Origin of the sequence: Methylovorus sp. MP688 (assembly GCF_000183115.1) — a bacterium.
Taxonomy (GTDB): domain Bacteria; phylum Pseudomonadota; class Gammaproteobacteria; order Burkholderiales; family Methylophilaceae; genus Methylovorus; species Methylovorus glucosotrophus.
Genome location: NC_014733.1, coordinates 720100 through 738890 on the forward strand (window position 1 = coordinate 720100; position 18791 = coordinate 738890).

Annotated in this window: 22 protein-coding genes and 1 tRNA gene; 19 read left to right on the forward strand and 4 right to left on the reverse strand. The window is 56.1% G+C overall.

Features of this window, described 5'->3' with window-relative positions:
• Window positions 1-5: 5 nt before the first annotated feature.
• The 4 genes from MPQ_RS13820 (at window position 6) to MPQ_RS03525 (ending at window position 2470) form a co-directional block, all read left to right on the forward strand.
• Window positions 6-212, forward strand: coding sequence for a hypothetical protein (locus tag MPQ_RS13820; RefSeq protein ID WP_148225253.1), 207 nt, complete (start codon window positions 6-8; stop codon window positions 210-212).
• Between the two features lie 219 nt (window positions 213-431).
• Window positions 432-755, forward strand: a complete 324-nt coding sequence (locus MPQ_RS03515) for a hypothetical protein (protein WP_041362003.1) — start codon at window positions 432-434, stop codon at window positions 753-755.
• 289 nt (window positions 756-1044) lie between these two features.
• Complete coding sequence (locus tag MPQ_RS03520) at window positions 1045-1620, forward strand: NUDIX domain-containing protein (protein ID WP_013441520.1); 576 nt, start codon at window positions 1045-1047, stop codon at window positions 1618-1620.
• Between the two features lies 1 nt (window position 1621).
• Window positions 1622-2470: an SDR family oxidoreductase gene (locus MPQ_RS03525; RefSeq protein ID WP_013441521.1), complete on the forward strand. Its 849-nt coding sequence runs from the start codon at window positions 1622-1624 to the stop codon at window positions 2468-2470.
• 166 nt (window positions 2471-2636) lie between these two features.
• On the opposite strand, the gene MPQ_RS03530 is transcribed toward MPQ_RS03525, so the two are convergent.
• From MPQ_RS03530 to MPQ_RS03540, 3 genes are read right to left on the reverse strand one after another with little or no spacing between them, the layout of a single operon-like run.
• The gene (locus tag MPQ_RS03530) at window positions 2637-4103 is read right to left on the reverse strand and encodes an aminotransferase class V-fold PLP-dependent enzyme (RefSeq protein ID WP_013441522.1); all 1467 of its coding nucleotides are present in this window, start codon (window positions 4101-4103) and stop codon (window positions 2637-2639) included.
• Window positions 4103-4726: a 2OG-Fe(II) oxygenase gene (locus MPQ_RS03535; RefSeq protein ID WP_013441523.1), complete on the reverse strand. Its 624-nt coding sequence runs from the start codon at window positions 4724-4726 to the stop codon at window positions 4103-4105. Before MPQ_RS03535 ends, MPQ_RS03530 begins: the two co-directional genes overlap by 1 nt.
• Window positions 4727-4783: 57 nt before the next feature.
• On the reverse strand, window positions 4784-5170 hold the full coding sequence (locus MPQ_RS03540) for a hypothetical protein (protein WP_013441524.1): 387 nt from the start codon (window positions 5168-5170) through the stop codon (window positions 4784-4786).
• A 186-nt stretch (window positions 5171-5356) separates the two neighbouring features.
• Between MPQ_RS03540 and MPQ_RS03545 the strand changes: the two genes are divergently transcribed.
• Window positions 5357-5433: transfer RNA gene (locus tag MPQ_RS03545), tRNA-Val, on the forward strand.
• 61 nt (window positions 5434-5494) lie between these two features.
• Here MPQ_RS03545 and MPQ_RS03550 read toward each other — a convergent pair.
• On the reverse strand, window positions 5495-6097 hold the full coding sequence (locus tag MPQ_RS03550; protein ID WP_013441525.1) for a hypothetical protein: 603 nt from the start codon (window positions 6095-6097) through the stop codon (window positions 5495-5497).
• Window positions 6098-6275: 178 nt separating this feature from the next.
• Here MPQ_RS03550 and MPQ_RS03555 point away from each other — a divergent pair, with 178 nt between their 5' ends.
• The 14 genes from MPQ_RS03555 to MPQ_RS03620 all read left to right on the forward strand — a co-directional run bounded on the left by MPQ_RS03555 (window position 6276) and on the right by MPQ_RS03620 (window position 18762).
• Window positions 6276-7418 (forward strand): hypothetical protein, encoded by a 1143-nt coding sequence (locus MPQ_RS03555; RefSeq protein WP_013441526.1) that lies wholly within the window; start codon window positions 6276-6278, stop codon window positions 7416-7418.
• Window positions 7419-7444: 26 nt separating this feature from the next.
• Entirely contained in the window at window positions 7445-8668 is a 1224-nt protein-coding gene (gene fmdA / locus MPQ_RS03560; protein ID WP_013441527.1) for a formamidase, read from the forward strand.
• Between the two features lie 41 nt (window positions 8669-8709).
• The gene (locus MPQ_RS03565; RefSeq protein ID WP_013441528.1) at window positions 8710-9057 is read left to right on the forward strand and encodes an FmdB family zinc ribbon protein; all 348 of its coding nucleotides are present in this window, start codon (window positions 8710-8712) and stop codon (window positions 9055-9057) included.
• 80 nt (window positions 9058-9137) lie between these two features.
• Window positions 9138-10388, forward strand: a complete 1251-nt coding sequence (urtA, locus tag MPQ_RS03570; RefSeq protein ID WP_013441529.1) for an urea ABC transporter substrate-binding protein — start codon at window positions 9138-9140, stop codon at window positions 10386-10388.
• Between the two features lie 131 nt (window positions 10389-10519).
• Window positions 10520-11437, forward strand: a complete 918-nt coding sequence (urtB, locus tag MPQ_RS03575; RefSeq protein WP_013441530.1) for an urea ABC transporter permease subunit UrtB — start codon at window positions 10520-10522, stop codon at window positions 11435-11437.
• An 11-nt stretch (window positions 11438-11448) separates the two neighbouring features.
• Window positions 11449-12615, forward strand: a complete 1167-nt coding sequence (urtC, locus tag MPQ_RS03580; protein ID WP_013441531.1) for an urea ABC transporter permease subunit UrtC — start codon at window positions 11449-11451, stop codon at window positions 12613-12615.
• Window positions 12612-13355, forward strand: coding sequence for an urea ABC transporter ATP-binding protein UrtD (gene urtD, locus MPQ_RS03585; RefSeq protein ID WP_013441532.1), 744 nt, complete (start codon window positions 12612-12614; stop codon window positions 13353-13355). The genes urtC and urtD overlap by 4 nt, the downstream gene beginning before the upstream one ends.
• A 32-nt stretch (window positions 13356-13387) precedes the next feature.
• Window positions 13388-14077 carry an urea ABC transporter ATP-binding subunit UrtE gene (gene urtE / locus MPQ_RS03590; protein ID WP_013441533.1) on the forward strand — a complete coding sequence of 230 codons (690 nt, stop codon included), beginning with the start codon at window positions 13388-13390 and terminating at the stop codon, window positions 14075-14077.
• 96 nt (window positions 14078-14173) lie between these two features.
• Window positions 14174-15043: an urease accessory protein UreD gene (locus MPQ_RS03595; RefSeq protein WP_013441534.1), complete on the forward strand. Its 870-nt coding sequence runs from the start codon at window positions 14174-14176 to the stop codon at window positions 15041-15043.
• 138 nt (window positions 15044-15181) lie between these two features.
• Complete coding sequence (gene ureA, locus MPQ_RS03600) at window positions 15182-15484, forward strand: urease subunit gamma (protein ID WP_013441535.1); 303 nt, start codon at window positions 15182-15184, stop codon at window positions 15482-15484.
• Window positions 15485-15522: 38 nt separating this feature from the next.
• Window positions 15523-15831 carry an urease subunit beta gene (locus MPQ_RS03605; protein ID WP_013441536.1) on the forward strand — a complete coding sequence of 103 codons (309 nt, stop codon included), beginning with the start codon at window positions 15523-15525 and terminating at the stop codon, window positions 15829-15831.
• Window positions 15828-17531, forward strand: coding sequence for an urease subunit alpha (ureC, locus tag MPQ_RS03610; protein WP_013441537.1), 1704 nt, complete (start codon window positions 15828-15830; stop codon window positions 17529-17531). Before MPQ_RS03605 ends, ureC begins: the two co-directional genes overlap by 4 nt.
• 57 nt (window positions 17532-17588) lie before the next feature.
• The gene (ureE, locus tag MPQ_RS03615) at window positions 17589-18086 is read left to right on the forward strand and encodes an urease accessory protein UreE (RefSeq protein ID WP_013441538.1); all 498 of its coding nucleotides are present in this window, start codon (window positions 17589-17591) and stop codon (window positions 18084-18086) included.
• Window positions 18076-18762 (forward strand): urease accessory protein UreF, encoded by a 687-nt coding sequence (locus MPQ_RS03620; protein ID WP_013441539.1) that lies wholly within the window; start codon window positions 18076-18078, stop codon window positions 18760-18762. The genes ureE and MPQ_RS03620 overlap by 11 nt, the downstream gene beginning before the upstream one ends.
• Window positions 18763-18791 lie beyond the last annotated feature (29 nt).

Sequence of the window (18791 nt, forward strand, 5' to 3'; positions counted from 1 at the left end):
GGTCCGTGACGAAATCACCGGCAGCTTCGAGCGGCCCAACTACCGCTACAACAGCGCTGCTTAATCCCGGCAGTGTCGCCAACCAAGTCACGCGGTATTACTACGTAGACGGGAAACGGGTAGGGGATGTAAGCAACGACGGAGCCAGCCCCACGCACTACGTGCAAGGCATGGCCGCGCGCACTGCCAAGAGCGGCAACTACGCCAACTGAAAACCGGTGGAGAGCGCCGACTTCGACCAGAACTACCAGCCGATCACCCTCACCAACCCTGGGCCAAGGGACTATTCGTAATAAGAGCCTGGAAGCGAGTCAGGTACAAGATTTCTTTAAATTTGGTGGTAGCCATGTTGTAATTCAAATACCTGATATGCCTATGCAAGCGATAACAAGAGATCAGTATTTAAATTTTATTAAGCAGGCGAAATAAGCATGGTTACAAAGTTTGCTCCTGAGGGATATGAGCGTACGCTTGGAAAAATTGTCTGGGCTTTTGGCTACGCCCCACACTTCTATTCTGACCCTATCGGCAGAAATTTCACTTACGATGAAATTTTTGGGGATATTTTGTATGGAGTTGAAGGTGTAAAGGCTAAAACTAAAGTACCTGAAAAATTGGAAATCATAGAACAGGTGATTGCAAAACTTCATGAAGCAAGGGCTGCGTTGGAAGCCAACGAGGAGCGAGCAGGGATCATGGCTTTAGCAGATGCAAAGGAGCTCTTCAGAAGTATTAGATTAGCGGGTAGAAAATAACCCGCTCAACATGTGACCGACGCGCAAGGCACCTCCTGGTCCGTGACGAAATCACCGGCAGCATCGAGCGCCCCAACTACCGCTACAACAGCGCCGCCTTTAATCCCGGCAGTGTCGCCAACAAGGTCACGCGGTAACGGCTAACGGGTGGGGGATGTCAGGAATGACGGCGGTAGTGGAGGACGCGCCTGCTTGCCGATATTAAGCAGTAATCCAGCGCATGCACATAGCCGAATGCGCCACTATCACTTAAACTCAAGCCTAACCATCTACCAATTGATTACTCCCCATGCACAACGACAACGACCTCATCGAAACTCCTATCTCTTCTGAAGTAATCGCCTCGGGCGGTATGCTGACGGCGCGCCGTGACCAGGTACGCTTGCCTACGGGCGGGCAAAGCCAGCGCGAGTATGTGTTGCATCCTGGCGCTGTGGTGATGGTTGCACTGCTGGATAACGGTCATCTGATACTGGAACGGCAGTTTCGGTATCCCTTGCGTCGCGTGTTTATCGAGTTGCCGGCGGGCAAGATTGATCAGGGCGAGGCGCCGCTGCTGACCGGGCAGCGCGAGTTGCTGGAGGAAACGGGGTATACCGCCAAGGAGTGGGTGTATCTGGGTTTGCAGCACCCCTGCATCGGCTACTCAAATGAGGTGATTCATATCTATCTGGCACGTGGTCTTACCGCTGGTGAGCACATGCGCGATGAAGATGAGGCTTTGCATATTATTGATGCCAGCTTGCAGGATTGCCTGGCGATGGTGCAGCGCGGCGAGATTACCGATGGCAAAACCATCGTGGCGTTGATGTGGGCGGAGAAGTATTTGTCTGGCCAATGGCAGCCGATGCCAGCGCAGGCTTGAGATGACAGATCGCGCACTGGTAGTGGGCTGCGGTGATCTGGGGCAGGCCGTCGCCAGCCTGCTGCAGGATGGAGGACTGGAAGTGTATGGGCTGAAGCGCAGCGCCACGGACTTGCCGGCAGGTGTGCATCTGCTGCAGGCGGACGTGACGCAGCCTGAAACCTTGCAGGGGTTGGCGGCCTTGAAGCCCCGTATCGTGATTTATTGCGTGGCGGCGGATGCGCATCGCGATGACAGTTACCGTGCGCATTATGTGGATGGTTTGCGCAATACCCTGGCGGCCCTGCGGCAAGCGCCACCTGAGCATGTGTTTTTTGTTTCCAGCACGGGCGTGTATGGGCAGGTGAGCGATGACTTGCTGGATGAAGCCACGCTGCCGGTGCCGGATGGTTTCAGTGGCGAACGCATGTTGCAGGCAGAGCAGTTATTGGCGAGTGAATATCCTGCCGCGCATACGATTCTGCGTTTCTCGGGCATCTACGGCCCTGGCCGCCGCCGTATGCTGGACCTGGCGCGTGAGCCTGCGCGCTGGCCTGCGCAAAATGGCTGGACCAACCGCATCCACCGGGATGATGGCGCGGCCGCGATTGCCTACCTGGTCAAGCAACTGTTTGCAGGCAAGCCGGTGGAGCTGCTGTATGTGGTGACGGATGACCGGCCTGCATCGCAATACGAGGTGCTGCAATGGCTGGCACAGCAGATGGGGGTGCCGGATGCTCCGCAGGATGCGCCTGCGATTAGTGGCAACAAGCGCCTGAGCAATCAGCGTCTGCGGCATACAGGGTTTCAGTTGCGCTATCCGGATTATCAAACAGGTTATGCGGCCCTGCTGGAACAGGAAAACCTGTAGCCTTGATTATTCTGCCAGGATAGTCAGCAACGCCGTTTGTCGGGCATGCTCCTATCGGGGCCTCATCCCCACGCAACCCTTGCGGATATGAATGGGCGGGCGATTCCAGCAATACAGCTTTGATAATATAGAGTCGATCAAACAGAAATACGCATATCCCAGGCCGTCAGGCCTGGGCTTGCTGGCCCAGCTGATTCAGCGCCAGCAACAGTTCATCCATATCTTCTGCTTGTGTGTAGGGATTCATCAGCGTGGTGCGTAGCCAGACCCGGCCTTCCAGCGTCACGCGCGTTAAATGAAAGCGGCCGCTCTGTACCAGTTGCTCGCGCAGGCGGCTCTGATGCGCATCCAGCGCGGGGCCTTCCAGTGCAGTTGGCCGATGGCGGAAACACACGATATTGGTTTGCGGCTGCATGAGCAGCTCAAAGTCCGGATGCACCTCCAGCTTTTGAGCCAGCAGGCGCGCCTTGGCAAAAGCGCTGTCCAGCAGTTGCGCCATACCGCGCACGCCATACAGTGAAAACGCCACCCACAGCTTCAAGCCCATCATGCGCTTGGTGCATTCCAGCGTGCGGTAACTGACGTTATACATTTCCTCAATATGCTCGCCGCCCTGAAAAAGGTAGGAGGCATCCTGGCTGAATGCTTCAAAGCTGCTGGCCGTGTTGCGAAACAGCACGGCGGAAACAGCGGCGGGCATATACAGCAGTTTGTGACCATCCCACACTACAGAGTCGGCGAGGGCAATGCCTTGCAGCGCAGGGCGATGCTGTTCGGAGAGTAGGGCAGACGCGCCATGCGCGCCATCTACATGCAGCCACAATCCATGGTCCTGGCAGTAGCGGCCTATCTCCAGCAACGGGTCTATGCTGCCCGTGGGGGTGCAGCCTGCGGTAGCCACCACGGCCATCACCGTGGTGTCATTCGCCAGGACTTCGGCATGCGCAACAGCCAGCGCGTTGACCAGCATGCGGCCTTCGGTATCGGTAGGAATACTAACGACGGCATCGGTACCCAGCCCCATGATGCCCGCCGCGCGACTGATGGAGTAATGCGCATGCTCGGACACCAGAATGCGCAACGGTTTGACGTCGGCCACGCCATGCTTCCATACATCGGCCGCATGTTGGCGCGCAGCGAGCAGGGCGGTGAGATTGGCTTGCGCGCCGCCCGAGGTCAGTATGCCACCTGCATCCTGCCAGCCGATCAGCTCGCCCAGCCAGCGCAGGACTTGCCGCTCCAGCATGGTGGCACTGGGGCCGGTTTCATAGACGGCCATGGCCTGGTTGGTGAGGGCGGCGACCAGATCGCAAAGGGCGGCCACGGGCAATGGCGTGGCGACCTGATGTCCCATGTTGTGCGGATGATGAATCGCCAAACTGGTCGGGAGGATGTCATTTTTCAGGCGTGCGAGTAATCCGTCAGCATCCAGCACAGGCTCTTGTGGCAAGGGCATTTGCCATTGCGCGTCCGCTTTCTCGGGGGCTTGCCAGTGCATCACCGGGTCTTGCCCGGCCAGATTGCCAGCCAGGTAATCCGCCAGCAAATCGATCAGCTTATGCCCTAGTTCACGGAAATTTTCCGGGGCAAACATGGCGGCGATGTCCGCCGAAGGGGTTGGTGGTGTGTTCATCAAATGGCAGTGCTGCGTGTTCGGAACCAGCCAGTCAGGCTGATGCGTTCGCGGCGTGAAGGCATGACTTCATGCATGAAGCGGCCAGAGAGAAAGGTGACCAGCGTACCGCCGGTCGGGCTGATGTCCATATAGGGTTCGCTGGCGTTGCCATTCAGGTAGATACGCAAGGTGCCGCCGTCTTCCGGCTGCCAGTCTTCATTCAGGTACAGGATGCAGCTGACCTGGCGCTCAGCACGCCCCTGAAACTGATCCAGATGCTTGCGATACACGGCCCCGGGCGGATAAATGGCCAGATGTGTTTCCAGCTCAAACAGCCCCATGAACAGGGCCTGGTTGAAGTCCTGCTGCAACTGCCGCATGGCGGCCAGATAATCCTGCTGTGCCGGACTGGCGAGATCATCCTCAAGCCAGTGAATGAAGTCGCCCCGCAGCCCGATATTGTCTGCCGACCGGCGACTGGAAAGTCCCGTGGTCGCCGCCTGCAGTGCGCCTTGCGCATGCAGGGCCTTTGCCTCATCGGCCAACGCCTTGATCAGGGCAGGTGGCAAAAAGTCAGGAGTAATGGCATAGCCATCATTGGCAATAGCATCCACCAGTAAATCATTGGAACGTGAATTCATGTGAGGGCAGAACCCGGACTAAGAGCAGTCGCCCATTATAGCCCGCCCAGGCCGGGCTTATGCAGCGGGCAGATGATACAAGGCGTATGCCAGGCCTCCTGCAAGCAATACCCCCAGCCAACCCAGCAAACGCAAGCGCCGCCGCAGGGATTCCATCTGCGCCACCATCCCGGCATTCTGCTCGGCCAGCCGCTTGATCAGCTGACCCGACTCCTCCAGCTCATCATGCAAACGTGCCAGTGCCTGACGCTGCTCACGCACGGCCTGCGCCAAGGCTTCCGGTTCGGGCGGAAGTACCATAATCTCGGTTCCATACGTGTCGGTTTCCGCCTGGCCTTCGGCTCTCAGGCGCTGATACAGCCTTTTGGCGCCATCCAGCACTTGGGGAGCGTGATCAATGACTTGCCCCCACGGGATCAATTTGAATAATGTAGACCAAAGCATGATCTTCCTTTGAATAATGACCCTTGAATAACCGCTTACCTGATCAAAAGACCGCTAGCGGCTTAAATCATTCCCTCCCGCATGAAGATCAAGCGTCATCTGGCGTGCGTTACGGTGATTGTTCCACGCCGGGAGTTCGGCTATAATGCGTGCCTCTTGAAGCTTGAGGCATCAATTCAAGCCTGCAGTCGCGTAGCTCAGCTGGTTAGAGCACCACCTTGACATGGTGGGGGTCGATGGTTCGAGTCCATTCGCGACTACCAAACAAATAAAAAAAGCCGCTCATTTGAGCGGCTTTTTTTATTGTCAGATTCAGTTCAAAGATTACTTGGATGCCAATCCATACCAGCCGCTCTTGCGCATGCAGATAAGCAAGCCGCGCGTGGTGTATTGCGTAACCGGGTCCGGACGATGCTCTTCGCCGAGTTCAGCAACGCACTGGTTGGTGGCGTTTTCTAATGTGACTCCACCTACGCCCCTTTTCCACCAGGACGAGATTTTGAATTTATCCAACATGCTCTTGACCTCAGGGGCAGTGGAGTTCTGAGGATCGCTTTTGTTGCCAGCTTCTACCATGGTGGCCTTTGTAGCGGCTGCCATTTCCTCATGCGTCATGCTTTTGCTGGGGCTGTTATTTTCGCTGGGCGTCATCACTGCGACAGGGTCAATATCGTTGAGGTCTTGCACAAACCAGCCCTGTGCTTCCATGCATTTCTTCACGGCAGCGGAATCCGGGTTTTGCGCCCGACAGTCGGCACGGGTTCGCTCTAAATCTGTTGCTGATGCACCACGCTTATAAGAAAACTCCCCGCATGCAGTTAATAGCAGGCAAGTTAGCAAGGGGGTAAGTAGCAGTTTTTTCATCGGGTTGTCCTCGCCTTTTTTCACGTCGTCAATTTCCTTGTAGGACAAAAGCTCACACAGCATACCGCTCTCGTCTGTAAAAACAACTACGCAATATGACGTATTTAAGCCCCCCTTCGCACTCGCTAATCTAGCACCACGTTGCACGTCAGTCGGTTTTTGCGATGGATGACGTGAAACCCGTTTCAGGGTGCAGGTTTTTTTACAGTGTGTGGCTCATCAATATAAAGGGGATTTCGTGATGAATTTCAAGCTTAACAAGTGTGCGTTGGCAGTAGCGGCAGTGGCAGCCATGTCGGTTCCAGCAATGCAGGCGCAGGCTGGCGGCACTATCAATTTTGGTGACGATAAATCAATCAGTGTTGGTTTTGGCATGCGCGGTTCGTTTTCCAGTGTAGAAGATGCTGCCGCAGATGGTGGCCGTTCGCAGGATTTTAAACTTGATAGTGCGCGTATTTATTTGTCCGGTAAGTTGAATAAGTACATCTCCGGTATGTTTAATACCGAAAAATCTAGTGATGACACTACGAAAGTGATTGACGCCAATGTTCAGTTGAATCTGACGCCTGAGATTGCAATCTGGGCTGGTCGATTCCTCTCACCAAGTGATCGTGCAAACCTCGCAGGACCTTACTACTCGTTGGGTGGTGGCTACTGGGCCAGCGTTGCCTCTCGGTATGGTTTTAATGGTGGAACGATTGGCCGTGACGATGGTGTTGCGTTGGTTGGTAGCGCCTTTGGCGACAAGTTGAGTTACTCCTTCGGCGCATTTGAAGGCGACAAAATCTTCTTCTTCAGTGGTGTGGGCGCGCAAGCACAGGATAGTACTGCTGCTAAGACAGCACGGGCTTCTGACTCCCTGATGTATGCAGGCCGTGTTCAAGTGGACTTCTGGGATCCAGAACCGGGCTACTACGGCACAGGTAACTACCTGGGTACCAAGGATATTCTGGCTGTAGGTATTGCAGGTCGTTACAAGAAAGACGGTGCAATTTCTGCCGCTGCCGCCAAGGGTGATTACTCCTCATACAGCGTTGACTTCCTGCTTGAGAAAAAAGGGGTTGGTCCGGGTGCAGTCTCTGTAGAAGCTGCTTACTACGACTATGACACGGATGGCGTATTCCTGAGCGAGCAAGGTAAGGCGTACTCCGCTGGCGCTGGTTATATATTCAACGACACAGTCGGTGTTGGTCGCTTCCAACCTTTTGTTCGGTATCAAAAGTTTGATGCTGACAGCAAAGTTGACACCAAAAAATACGACTTGGGTACGGCTTACATCATTGATGGCTACAACGCCCAGGTCAGTGCTTTCTATTCCAATCTTGATGTGACGGGTGCATCCAAGGTCAATAGCTTCAACGTCGCTATGCAGTTCCAGTTCTAACCTTCAATTAGAGGAGATGCCACAAGATGAAAACCCTTGTAAAACTCGATCTTGATAAAAAGCCATGGGAACAGGACGGCCAGATTCACAATCGCTGGCATCCCGATCTGCCGATGATTGCCATGGTGAAGCCTGGCGATGAATTCCGGGTGGAGTGCATGGATTGGACTGGCGGTCAGATCAAGAACGACGACAGTGCAAACGACATTCGTGATGTGGATCTGTTGCAAGTGCATTACCTGAGTGGCCCGATTGGCGTCGAAGGTGCCGAGCCGGGCGATTTGATGGTGGTGGAGATTCTGGATGTAGGCACGCTGGAAGATTCGCAGTGGGGTTTCAATGGTTTGTTTGCCAAGGAAAATGGCGGTGGTTTCCTGACCGATCATTATCCTGAAGCACGCAAGTCGATCTGGGACTTCCACGGCATTTACACCACATCGCGCCATGTGCCCAACGTTAAGTTCGCCGGCATCATGCACCCTGGTCTGATCGGTTGCCTGCCATCCCGCGAGTTGCTGGACACCTGGAACAAGCGCGAAGGCGAGCTGATTGCGACTGATCCTGAGCGCGTGCCACCACTGGGCCTGCCACCAAATGCGCAAGCCGCCGTGATGGGCAAGATGACCGGTGAAGCTGCCAAGGCTGCTGCGATGGAAGGTGCGCGTACCGTGCCGCCACGCGACCACGGCGGTAACTGTGACATCAAGAACCTGACCAAGGGTTCCAAGGTGTTTTTCCCGGTCTACGTCAAGGATGGCGGTCTCTCCATGGGCGACCTGCACTTCTCGCAGGGTGACGGCGAAATCACTTTCTGCGGCGCGATTGAAATGGCCGGTTACCTCGATATCAAGGTCAGCCTGATCAAGGATGGCGTCAAGAAATACGGCATCAAGAATCCGGTGTTCCAGCCTAGCCCATTGACCCCCAACTATCGCGATTACCTGATTTTTGAAGGTATTTCGGTGGATGAGCAGGGCAAGCAGCATTACCTGGATGTGCATGTGGCTTACCGTCAGGCCTGCCTCAATGCTATCGAGTACCTCAAGAAGTTTGGTTACAGCGGTGCGCAGGCCTTGTCGATTCTGGGCACAGCGCCGGTAGAAGGCCATATCAGTGGCGTGGTGGATATCCCGAATGCGTGCGCCACCTTGTGGTTGCCGACCGAGATCTTTGACTTCGACCTGAAGCCCAATGCCGATGGACCGAAAATCATGGTCGCCAGCGGTCCTGACCTGGCCAAAACCAGCTGATCAGAACGTCGTCGACTAGCGTAAATAAAGGGGAAGCCGGTATGCCTGTATATGAGTATCACTGTGAAAGTTGTGGCGTGTTTTCTGCACTGCGCAAGATGTCCGAGTCCAGCCAGCCTGCCGTCTGCGAAAGCTGTGGCGGCATGGGCGAGCGGATTCTGTCAGCACCCAACCTGGCCATTCTTGGCAAGGCACAGCGCAGCGCACACGAGCGCAATGAAAAGTCCGCACACGAGCCAGGCGTACGCCGTCGCTCCAGTTGCGGGTGCACGGGTTCTCATACCTGCAAGCCATCCGGCGGCGCCACCAAAGAGAAATCAGCAGGTGGTAACAACGGTTTGCAGATGCAAACCAAAAAAACGGCAAGGCCGTGGATGCTGGGGCACTAGCCCTTTTATCCCCGCCTTTGCTGCAAGCAGTTTTTCGTAGGGCAGATAAGGTTAGCTTCACTTTCAACTAGGAGAAATTTATGAGTACCAATGATAGACGTCGATTCATGACTAAAGTGGGCGCCCTGACCGGCGCACTGCTGGCGGTCAGCATGGTTTCCGGCATGGGCAGCGCTTTTGCCGAGGACTTCCCTACTGCCAAGGTGAACACCACCAAGCTGGCCGTGACCGACAAGACCGTCAAGGTCGGTATTCTGCACTCGGCTACCGGCACCATGGCCATCAGTGAAACAGGTTCCATCCAGGCTGAAAAGCTGGCGATTGCCCAGATCAATGAAATGGGTGGCGTGCTCGGCCGCAAGATTGAAATCATTCAGGAAGACGGCGCCAGCGACTGGCCGACCTTTGCTGAAAAATCCAAGAAACTGCTGGAAAACGACAAGGTAGCCGCTGTATTCGGTTGCTGGACTTCCGCTTCCCGCAAGGCCGCCTTGCCAGTGTTTGAAAAAGATAACGGTCTCTTGTTCTACCCCACCTTCTACGAAGGCCTGGAGCAATCCAAGAACGTGTTCTACACCGGTCAGGAAGCGACTCAACAGATTCTTGCTGGTCTGGACTGGATCGCCAAGGAAAAGAAGGCAAAAACCTTCTACCTGATTGGCTCTGACTACATCTGGCCACGTACTTCCATGAAGATCGCCCGCAAGCACATTGAGCAGCATCTGGGTGGCAAGGTGGTAGGTGAAGAGTACATCGCGCTGGGCGATACGCAGTTTGGTTCCGTGATCAACAAGATCAAGCTGAAGAAGCCTGATGTGATCTACGCAGCGGTTGTAGGTGGCAGTAACGTGGCCTGGTTCAAGCAATTGAACGCTGCTGGCCTTAACTCCAGCAAGCAAACCATGCTGACTATCTCGGTAACCGAAGATGAAGTACTGGGTATCGGTGGTGAAAACCTGGCTGGCTTCTACTCTGCCATGAAGTACTTCCAAACCTTGAAGAACCCGAACAACGAAAAATTCGTGGCTGACTTCAAGAAAATGTGGGGCCCGAAAGCCGTTATCGGTGACGTGACCCAGGCTGCTTACCTCGGCCCATGGCTGTGGAAGGCTGCTGTTGAACGTGCAGGCAGCTTCGACGTGGACAAGGCAGTGGTTGCATTGCCAGGCTACGAGCTGAAGACAGCGCCAGAAGGCTACGTCAAGGTTGATCCTAACCATCACCTCTGGAGCAAGCTGCGCATCGGTAAATGGCGCGCTGATGGCCAGGCTGATGTGGTATACGAATCTGAGCTGATCAAACCTGATCCGTTCCCAAAGGGTTACCAATAAGCATCACGTAAACCATACGGCCCTTAGGGGCCGTATTGGTGAGCGGTAACAAAAACAGTTCAAGCAATGGGAAGTTTTGTGAAATTGTGCAGTGAATTTTTCAGGCAAGTCATACAAGTGGAGGCCTAATCATGTTCGGATATTCAATGGCGGAAATAGGAAACATCATGGTGATGCAGGGCTTCGCCGGCCTCAGCATGTTCAGCGTCCTGTTACTGATGGCGCTAGGTCTCGCGATCATTTTCGGGCAAATGGGGGTGATCAACATGGCGCATGGCGAGTTCATGACCATAGGCGCATATACCACCGTGATGCTCTCAAAACTGGCCGTCGCCTACGGCTTTGTTAATTACTACTTTATCTTCGCCATTATCGTGGCCTTTGTGCTGGCTTTCGCCATCGGCTACCTGGTTGAGTTCACTTTGATCCGGCATCTCTACAAGCGACCGCTGGATACCTTGCTGGCGACCTGGGGCTTAAGCCTGGTCATGCAGCAGATTTTCCGTTCCAGCTTCGGTGCCAAGGAAGTGAGCGCTGAATTGCCAGAATGGCTGCTGGGTTCTTTCCAGCCTACACCTGATATTGATATCCCGATTAACGGGGTATTCGTGATGGGGCTTGCTGCCGTCGTCACCTTCGGTGTGTTCCTCTTCATGTTCCGTTCGCAATGGGGTCTGCGTGTCCGCGCTACCGTGCAAAACCGTGTCATGGCAGGGGCTGTCGGCATCAATACCAAAAAGGTTGACCGCGTAACGTTCGCACTTGGCTGTGGCATTGCCGGGGTTGCCGGTGCTGCATTTACCACCATTGCCTCCACCGGTCCTACCACCGGTACGCTCTACATCGTCGACAGCTTCATGGTCGTCGTGTTTGGCGGTGCGGCAAGTCTGTTCGGTACCATTGCTTCTGCCTTCGGCATAGCCCAGGCGCAATCGATACTGCAGTTTTTCATGACCAGTTCCATGGGTAAGGTGGCCACCCTGCTCACCATCGTCGGCATTCTGATGATGCGTCCTGAAGGTCTGTTCGCTTCCAAAGTGCGTAAGTAAAGGAAACATTCATGAAAACACTCTCCGATAAATTGTTGGGCGGCAAGCAGGGGGTCTTGGGCCTTGCCCTGCTGGCGCTGCTGATCCTGGTTATCCTGCCGCTGGGCCTGGATATCTTCCGGCTCAATCTGGTGGGCAAATACCTCACTTACGCCTTTGTGGCACTGAGTCTGGTGCTGCTGTGGGGCAATGGCGGCATCCTTAGTCTGGGGCAGGGCATGTTCTTCGGCCTGGGCGGTTACTGCATGGCGATGTTCCTGAAACTGGAAGCCTCTGACCCGATCAGCACCAAGATCCAGACCACGCCAGGCATTCCTGACTTCATGGACTGGAACCAGCTGACGGCCTTGCCATGGTTCTGGGAGCCGTTCAAGAGCTTGCCATTCACCATCCTGGCGATCCTGATCGTGCCCACCATCTTTGCCTACATCATCGGCTTTGCCATGTTCAAGCGTCGTGTGGGTGGTGTGTACTTCGCCATCATCACGCAGGCGATTGCGCTGATCCTGAGCATCCTGATTGTGGGCCAGCAAGGCTATACCGGTGGTGTGAACGGCATTACCGACCTCAAGACCATGCTGGGCTGGGATATCCGTACCGATAGCGCCAAGTACATTCTTTACTATGTGAATGCGATTCTGCTGTTCGGCTGCATCTTCCTGTCGCGTTACATCCTGACCAGCAAATTCGGCATGCTGCTGCTGGCCATGCGCGATAAAGAAGAGCGCGTGCGCTTCTCTGGTTACGATGTGTCTGACTTCAAAATCTTCACCTTCTGCGTGGCTGCGATGATCTCCGCCATCGGTGGCGCCATGTTTACCCTGCAAGTGGGCTTCATGTCACCTTCATTTGTCGGTATCGTACCGTCGATTGAAATGGTGATCTTCGCTGCTGTGGGTGGGCGCATGTCGCTGATAGGCGCGGTATACGGCACCTTGCTGGTCAACTACGGCAAGACCGTGTTCTCGGAAACCTACCCGGAACTCTGGCTGTTCCTGATGGGTGGCCTGTTCATCGCCGTGGTGATGTTCTTCCCGGATGGCCTGGCTGGCATTTACCAGAAACATGCCCGCAAGATTCCTTTCCTCAAGCGCTGGGTGGCGGAGGAGAAACAAAAGCAGACTGACGCCCATGCCAGTCATGGCAAGGTAGGCACAAAACTGGGAGCAGAAGCATGAGTAATACTGACTTTATCCTGGCAATTGAAGACCTGACCGTATCGTTTGACGGTTTCAAGGCGGTGGACAAGCTGAATCTGTACGTCGACAAGAACGAGCTGCGCGTGGTGATCGGCCCTAACGGCGCCGGCAAGACCACCGTGCTCGATCTGATCTGCGGCAAAACCAAATCCACCTCGGGCTCGATCAAGTTCAAGAACAAAGAGCTGACCAAGCTGGCCGAGCATGAAATTGTGCGCGCCGGGGTGGGGCGCAAGTTCCAGACGCCTTCCATCTACGAAAACCTGACCGTGTACCAGAATCTGGAAGTGTCGTATCCACGTGGTCGCAGCGTCTGGGGCAGCCTGCTGTTCAAGCGCTCGGACGATGTAATGACACGGGTATACAAGGTGGCGGAAGAAATCCTGCTGAAAGACCTGCTGGATATGGAGGCCGCCTTGCTGAGCCACGGCCAGAAGCAATGGCTGGAGATCGGCATGTTGCTGATGCAGGAGCCAGAACTCTTGATGCTGGACGAGCCAGTGGCGGGCATGAGCGCCAAGGAGCGCGACCAGACGGCCGACTTGTTGAATCGCATCTGCCAGAACCGTTCGGTGATCGTGATCGAGCACGACATGGAGTTCGTGAAGAAGATCGCGCACAAGGTGACTGTGCTGCATCAGGGCAAGATTCTGGCCGAAGGCAGCATGGACAAGGTGCAGGCCGATGAAAAGGTCATTGAAGTGTATTTGGGCCACTAGCAGTTGAGCCATTACGTCACGGGAGACAGACGATGTTTGAAATTCAAGACCTGAATGTGAGTTATGGCCAGAGCCAGGTGATCCACGGCCTCAGCTTCAAGGCTGAGCGCAACGAAACCCTGGCCATCATGGGCCGCAATGGCATGGGCAAGACCACGCTGTTCAAATCGCTGATGGGCATTCTGCCCAGCAAGGCCGCCAAGGCAACGGTAGATGGTGTAGACCTCAATGGCAACGAAAGCCATGAGCGCGTGGCCAAGGGTCTGGCATATGTGCCACAGGGCCGGATGATATTCCCTACCATGACGGTGCAGGAAAACATCATGACCGGCATGGAGAAATCCAAAACCCGGGAAATCCCTGAGGATATCTATGCCTTGTTCCCGGTGTTGTTCGAGATGCGTAACCGCAAGGGCGGCAATCTCTCCGGTGGTCAGCAGCAGCAGCTGGCGATTGCCCGTGCGCTGGTGACCAATCCCAAGGTATTGCTGCTGGATGAGCCCACCGAAGGCATACAGCCTTCCATCATCAAGGACATTGCCAAGGTGTTGAATGAAATCCGCAAAATGCGCGAGATCACCATCATCGTGTCCGAGCAGGTGCTCAGCTTTACCATGGAAATTGCCGATCGCATCATCGTGATCGACAAGGGTAAATTCATCCACGAAAACAAGCGTGAAGAAGTGGATGCGGCCAAGATCAAGAGTTACCTCTCGGTGTGAGCGACCGGGAGTTTCCCCCGACTGGCAGGCCCTTTCAGACTGCCAGTCGGCCCTTTTCGCAGTCCGTTTTTCCATTTTTTTATGTCATGATGCGGTATGAACCAGATTTCCCATGAGGCGCTTACCGCATTATCCGGCGCATATGCCGCAGGCTGGCAAGCCAGGCTGGAGCTGGAGTTTGCCGTCAGTCACCAGCGCAGCACGCTGGTTCGCCGCGCCCATCAGGGGCCGCTGGTCATACAGAAAAGCCTGCATCCGGAAGGACCTGAGGTCTGCCACGGCATTATCGTGCATCCGCCTGGCGGTGTTGCCGGTGGTGATCAGCTGACCTTGCAAGCCACGCTGGGGCCGCAATCGCAGGCCTTGCTGACGACACCCGGTGCGGGCAAGTGGTATAAATCCGGTGGCCGTCGCGCCAGTCAGGCACTGCAGTTTCATCTGGCTGACCAGGCGCAACTGGAATGGCTGCCGCAGGAAAATATATTGTTTGATGGTGCTGATGTGCACTTCGAAGCCGACATTCACCTGACCGGCCAGGCTGTTTTTGCCGGATGGGATATTCAGTGCTTTGGGCGTCAGGCGCGCGGCGAGCTATGGCAGCACGGAGCTGTGCGCCAGCGCTTTACCATCCGTCGTGATGGGCGCTATATCTGGCTGGAGCGTGGTCACTGGCATCCAGAATCCCTGGTCATGCGTTCGCCCGTCGGTCTGCATCACGCGCTGGTCCATGGCAGTTTTGTGGTCGCCGCGGGCAGTTTGCCCAAGGATATTCTGGCGGATTGTCAGGCATTGACGGTGGCATCCGCCGCGCGCGTCGGCGTGACCGCCTTGCCGGAGATCGTGGTGGCCCGCTATCTGGGGGATTCTGCCCCGGAGGCCCGGCAGTATTTTGAGGCCTTGTGGCAGCACTTGCGCCCCTGGTACGGTGCGCGTCAGGCTGTGCGGCCACGTATCTGGAACACCTGATAGGGGACACCGCGGCGGGGTAACCAGCTGTTCACTGTGTCTGCGTGGCTTGGCGATCATGGCGGTGAAGTGGTAGAAAACGGCTTGCTATAACAGGATGAGTTGGCGAAATGCCAAGAGGATGAAACGAGGCAAACGATGGAATTAAGCCCAAGAGAAAAAGACAAATTGCTGATTTTTACAGCCGCGCTGCTGGCTGAGCGTCGCAAGGCGCGCGGGCTCAAGCTCAATTACCCGGAATCGGTGGCGTTTATTTCAGCCGCCATCATGGAAGGCGCACGCGACGGCAAGACCGTGGCCGAGCTGATGGGCTATGGCGCCACGCTGCTGACGCGTGACGATGTGATGGAGGGCGTGCCCGAGATGATTCCTGAAATCCAGATTGAAGCGACATTCCCCGATGGCACCAAGCTGGTCACCGTCCATCACCCCATACCCTGATTGTCTGTCACGCAAAAGTTAACGAAAAGAGACATGTCATGATTCCTGGTGAAATGCAGGTAGAAGCAGGCGAGATACTCCTTAACGATGGCCGTGCCACGGTGACGCTGGCCGTTGCCAACACCGGCGACCGGCCGATACAGGTAGGCTCGCATTACCATTTTTACGAGACCAATGAAGCCTTGAGTTTTGATCGTCAGCTTGCCTATGGCTTCCGGCTGGATATCGCCGCGGGCACTGCGGTCCGCTTTGAGCCGGGGCAGACACGCACCGTGCAACTGGTAGCACTGGCGGGTGACCGGCAGGTGTATGGATTTGCCGGCAAGGTCATGGGAGCACTGATATGAGCGTCAAGATTACACGGCAGGCCTATGCTGAAATGTTTGGCCCCACGGTGGGCGACCGCCTGCGACTGGCGGATACCGACCTCTGGATCGAGGTGGAAAAAGACTACACGCTGTATGGCGAAGAGGTGAAATTCGGTGGCGGCAAGGTGATACGCGATGGCATGGGTCAGGGCCAGCGGGTCGCGGCCGAGGTTGCCGACACGGTAATCACCAATGCCCTGATTGTGGACTATACCGGCATCATCAAGGCCGATATTGCCATCAAGGCCGGCCGTATCGCCGCGATTGGCAAGGCGGGTAATCCCGATATTCAGCCTGGCGTCACCATTGCCATTGGCGCCGCGACTGAGGTCATTGCCGGCGAAGGCATGATCGTGACCGCTGGCGGCATTGATACCCATATCCATTTCATTTGCCCGCAACAGATTGAAGAAGCGCTGATGTCGGGCGTCACCACCATGATAGGCGGCGGCACCGGCCCGGCAACGGGTACCTTTGCCACTACCTGTACCCCGGGCCCCTGGCATATTCATCGCATGTTGCAGGCGGCCGATGCCTTCCCCATGAACCTGGGTTTCCTGGGCAAGGGCAATGTCAGCGTGCCGCAGCCGCTGGTGGAGCAGGTGGAAGCCGGCGCCATCGGCCTCAAGCTGCACGAAGACTGGGGCACCACGCCCGCCGCCATTGATAATTGCCTGAGCGTGGCGGAGGACATGGATGTGCAGGTGGCTATTCACTCCGATACGCTGAATGAATCGGGCTTTGTCGAAACCACGATCGCCGCCTTCAAGGATCGCACCATCCATACCTTCCATACCGAAGGCGCCGGTGGCGGTCATGCGCCGGACATCATCAAGGCGGCAGGCTTTGCCAATGTGCTGCCATCTTCCACCAATCCGACCCGGCCCTACACCGTCAATACCATCGATGAGCATCTGGATATGTTGATGGTGTGCCATCACCTTGATCCCGCCATTGCAGAAGACATCGCCTTTGCCGAGAGCCGCATCCGCCGCGAGACCATTGCCGCAGAAGACATCCTGCATGATTTGGGTGCTTTTTCCATGATGTCGTCCGATTCACAGGCCATGGGCCGCGTCGGCGAAGTCATCATTCGTACCTGGCAGACCGCGCACAAAATGAAAGTGCAGCGTGGCGCCCTCGCTGAAGATACCGCGCGTAACGATAATTTCCGCGTGAAACGCTATATCGCCAAGTACACCATCAACCCTGCGCTGACGCACGGGATAGCGCACGAAGTGGGCTCTATCGAAGTCGGCAAGCTGGCAGATCTGGTGCTATGGCGCCCGGCATTTTTTGGCGTCAAACCCTCCACCATCCTCAAGGGGGGCATGATCGCCGCAGCGGCCATGGGCGATCCCAACGCGTCCATTCCCACGCCGCAGCCTGTGCACTATCGCCCCATGTTCGGCGCCTACGGCGGCGGACTTAAAACGTCGGTGACCTTTGTCTCGCAAGCTGCGCTGCATAATCCGCAGCTGGCGGCACTGGGCTTGCAAAAACCGCTGGTGGCCGTGCGCGGCACGCGCGATGTCAAGAAAAAAGACATGATCCACAACGGCTGGATGCCAACGATAGATGTGGATACCGAAACCTATGCCGTGCGCGCCGATGGCATGCTGCTGGTGTGCGAGCCTGCTACCGTGCTACCCATGGCGCAACGCTATTTTCTGTTTTAATGGCATGCCTTGCATGACGAGCGCAAGTCAGGGGGAAGCGCAGATTCAATGAGCGAAATGCTGAATATATTTGAACGGGCCGTTGGCCACGACCACATTGATGACCGGGTGGCATTGCCTTTTGATCGTCGCCAGAAAAGCCGGTTGCGCGTCACCTTGCAGTCTGGCCAGGAGGCCGCCTTGCTGCTGGAGCGCGGCACTATTCTGCGTGGCGGCGATTGTCTGCGCGCGGAAGATGGCCGCATTATTGAAGTGCTGGCGGCCGAGCAGCCGGTGATGGATGTGACGGCCGCCGATGCGCCGACGCTCACCCGCGCTGCTTATCATCTGGGTAACCGGCATGTGCCTTTGCAGGTTGGCGATGGCTGGTTGCGGCTGGAACAGGATCACGTGCTGAAAGACATGCTGCTGGGGCTGAATGTGACGGTGCATGAACTGCAGGCACCATTTGAACCTGAAGCCGGTGCCTATGGCGGCGGCCATCGCCATCATCATGATGAGGATACCGGCGGCAACCTGCGTCCGCCCATGCGGTTGAAGCGCCATGCCGGATAAGGCGCTGGCCCTTTCGCGCCTGTTGCAGCTGGCAAGCCCTATGTTGCCAGTAGGTGCCTACAGTTATTCGCAAGGCCTGGAGTGGGCTATCGAGTGTGGCGATGTCACCGATAAAACCAGTGCCGAGGCCTGGATAGGGGCGGTGCTGACCATGTATCAGGGACAGTTTGAGTTACCGCTTTTGCATCGCCTGATGCTGGCATGGGCGGCGGGTGATCAGCCAGCGGTCCATGAATGGGATGCGATTTACCAGGCCGGGCGTGATACGGCCGAAGCGCATGCCGAAAGTCGCCAGATGGGCTATTCACTGGTGCGCTTGCTGAGCGAGTTTGAGAGTCTGCCCGTGGATTGGCTGGCGCGCTTGCAGGCCATGCCGACCCCGGCATTTATCACGGTATATGCCGGCATTGCCGACCAGTGGCAGATTTCACCTGAGCAGGCCTTGCATGCTTATGCCTGGTCCTGGCTGGAAAATCAGGCCTCTGCCGCCATGAAAGCGGTGCCACTGGGGCAGGTGGCCGGGCAGAAAATACTGCTGGAACTGGGCGGGCGATTGCCCGCGCTGGTGGCGAGTGCCATGGCATTGCCGGACGAGGACATCAGCAACTTCTGCCCCGGCCTCAGCATTGCTGGCTGCCGCCATGAAACACAATATACCCGGCTATTCCGCTCCTGACGGGGTAGCCATGACCATCGCAATGAACA

Excerpts from the sequence above, each read along its gene's own strand:
- fmdA (WP_013441527.1), top strand. The coding sequence starts at position 7,445 with ATGAAAACCCTTGTAAAACTCGATCTTGATAAAAAGCCATGGGAACAG.
- ureA (WP_013441535.1), top strand. The coding sequence starts at position 15,182 with ATGGAATTAAGCCCAAGAGAAAAAGACAAATTGCTGATTTTTACAGCC.
- MPQ_RS03620 (WP_013441539.1), top strand. The coding sequence starts at position 18,076 with ATGCCGGATAAGGCGCTGGCCCTTTCGCGCCTGTTGCAGCTGGCAAGC.
- MPQ_RS03540 (WP_013441524.1), bottom strand. The coding sequence starts at position 5,170 with ATGCTTTGGTCTACATTATTCAAATTGATCCCGTGGGGGCAAGTCATT.
- MPQ_RS03515 (WP_041362003.1), top strand. The coding sequence starts at position 432 with ATGGTTACAAAGTTTGCTCCTGAGGGATATGAGCGTACGCTTGGAAAA.
- ureE (WP_013441538.1), top strand. The coding sequence starts at position 17,589 with ATGCTGAATATATTTGAACGGGCCGTTGGCCACGACCACATTGATGAC.
- MPQ_RS03565 (WP_013441528.1), top strand. The coding sequence starts at position 8,710 with ATGCCTGTATATGAGTATCACTGTGAAAGTTGTGGCGTGTTTTCTGCA.
- MPQ_RS03595 (WP_013441534.1), top strand. The coding sequence starts at position 14,174 with ATGAACCAGATTTCCCATGAGGCGCTTACCGCATTATCCGGCGCATAT.
- MPQ_RS03525 (WP_013441521.1), top strand. The coding sequence starts at position 1,622 with ATGACAGATCGCGCACTGGTAGTGGGCTGCGGTGATCTGGGGCAGGCC.
- urtB (WP_013441530.1), top strand. The coding sequence starts at position 10,520 with ATGTTCGGATATTCAATGGCGGAAATAGGAAACATCATGGTGATGCAG.
- urtD (WP_013441532.1), top strand. The coding sequence starts at position 12,612 with ATGAGTAATACTGACTTTATCCTGGCAATTGAAGACCTGACCGTATCG.
- MPQ_RS03535 (WP_013441523.1), bottom strand. The coding sequence starts at position 4,726 with ATGAATTCACGTTCCAATGATTTACTGGTGGATGCTATTGCCAATGAT.
- MPQ_RS03520 (WP_013441520.1), top strand. The coding sequence starts at position 1,045 with ATGCACAACGACAACGACCTCATCGAAACTCCTATCTCTTCTGAAGTA.
- MPQ_RS03530 (WP_013441522.1), bottom strand. The coding sequence starts at position 4,103 with ATGAACACACCACCAACCCCTTCGGCGGACATCGCCGCCATGTTTGCC.
- urtA (WP_013441529.1), top strand. The coding sequence starts at position 9,138 with ATGAGTACCAATGATAGACGTCGATTCATGACTAAAGTGGGCGCCCTG.
- MPQ_RS03555 (WP_013441526.1), top strand. The coding sequence starts at position 6,276 with ATGAATTTCAAGCTTAACAAGTGTGCGTTGGCAGTAGCGGCAGTGGCA.
- MPQ_RS03550 (WP_013441525.1), bottom strand. The coding sequence starts at position 6,097 with ATGCTGTGTGAGCTTTTGTCCTACAAGGAAATTGACGACGTGAAAAAA.
- urtE (WP_013441533.1), top strand. The coding sequence starts at position 13,388 with ATGTTTGAAATTCAAGACCTGAATGTGAGTTATGGCCAGAGCCAGGTG.
- urtC (WP_013441531.1), top strand. The coding sequence starts at position 11,449 with ATGAAAACACTCTCCGATAAATTGTTGGGCGGCAAGCAGGGGGTCTTG.
- MPQ_RS03605 (WP_013441536.1), top strand. The coding sequence starts at position 15,523 with ATGATTCCTGGTGAAATGCAGGTAGAAGCAGGCGAGATACTCCTTAAC.
- ureC (WP_013441537.1), top strand. The coding sequence starts at position 15,828 with ATGAGCGTCAAGATTACACGGCAGGCCTATGCTGAAATGTTTGGCCCC.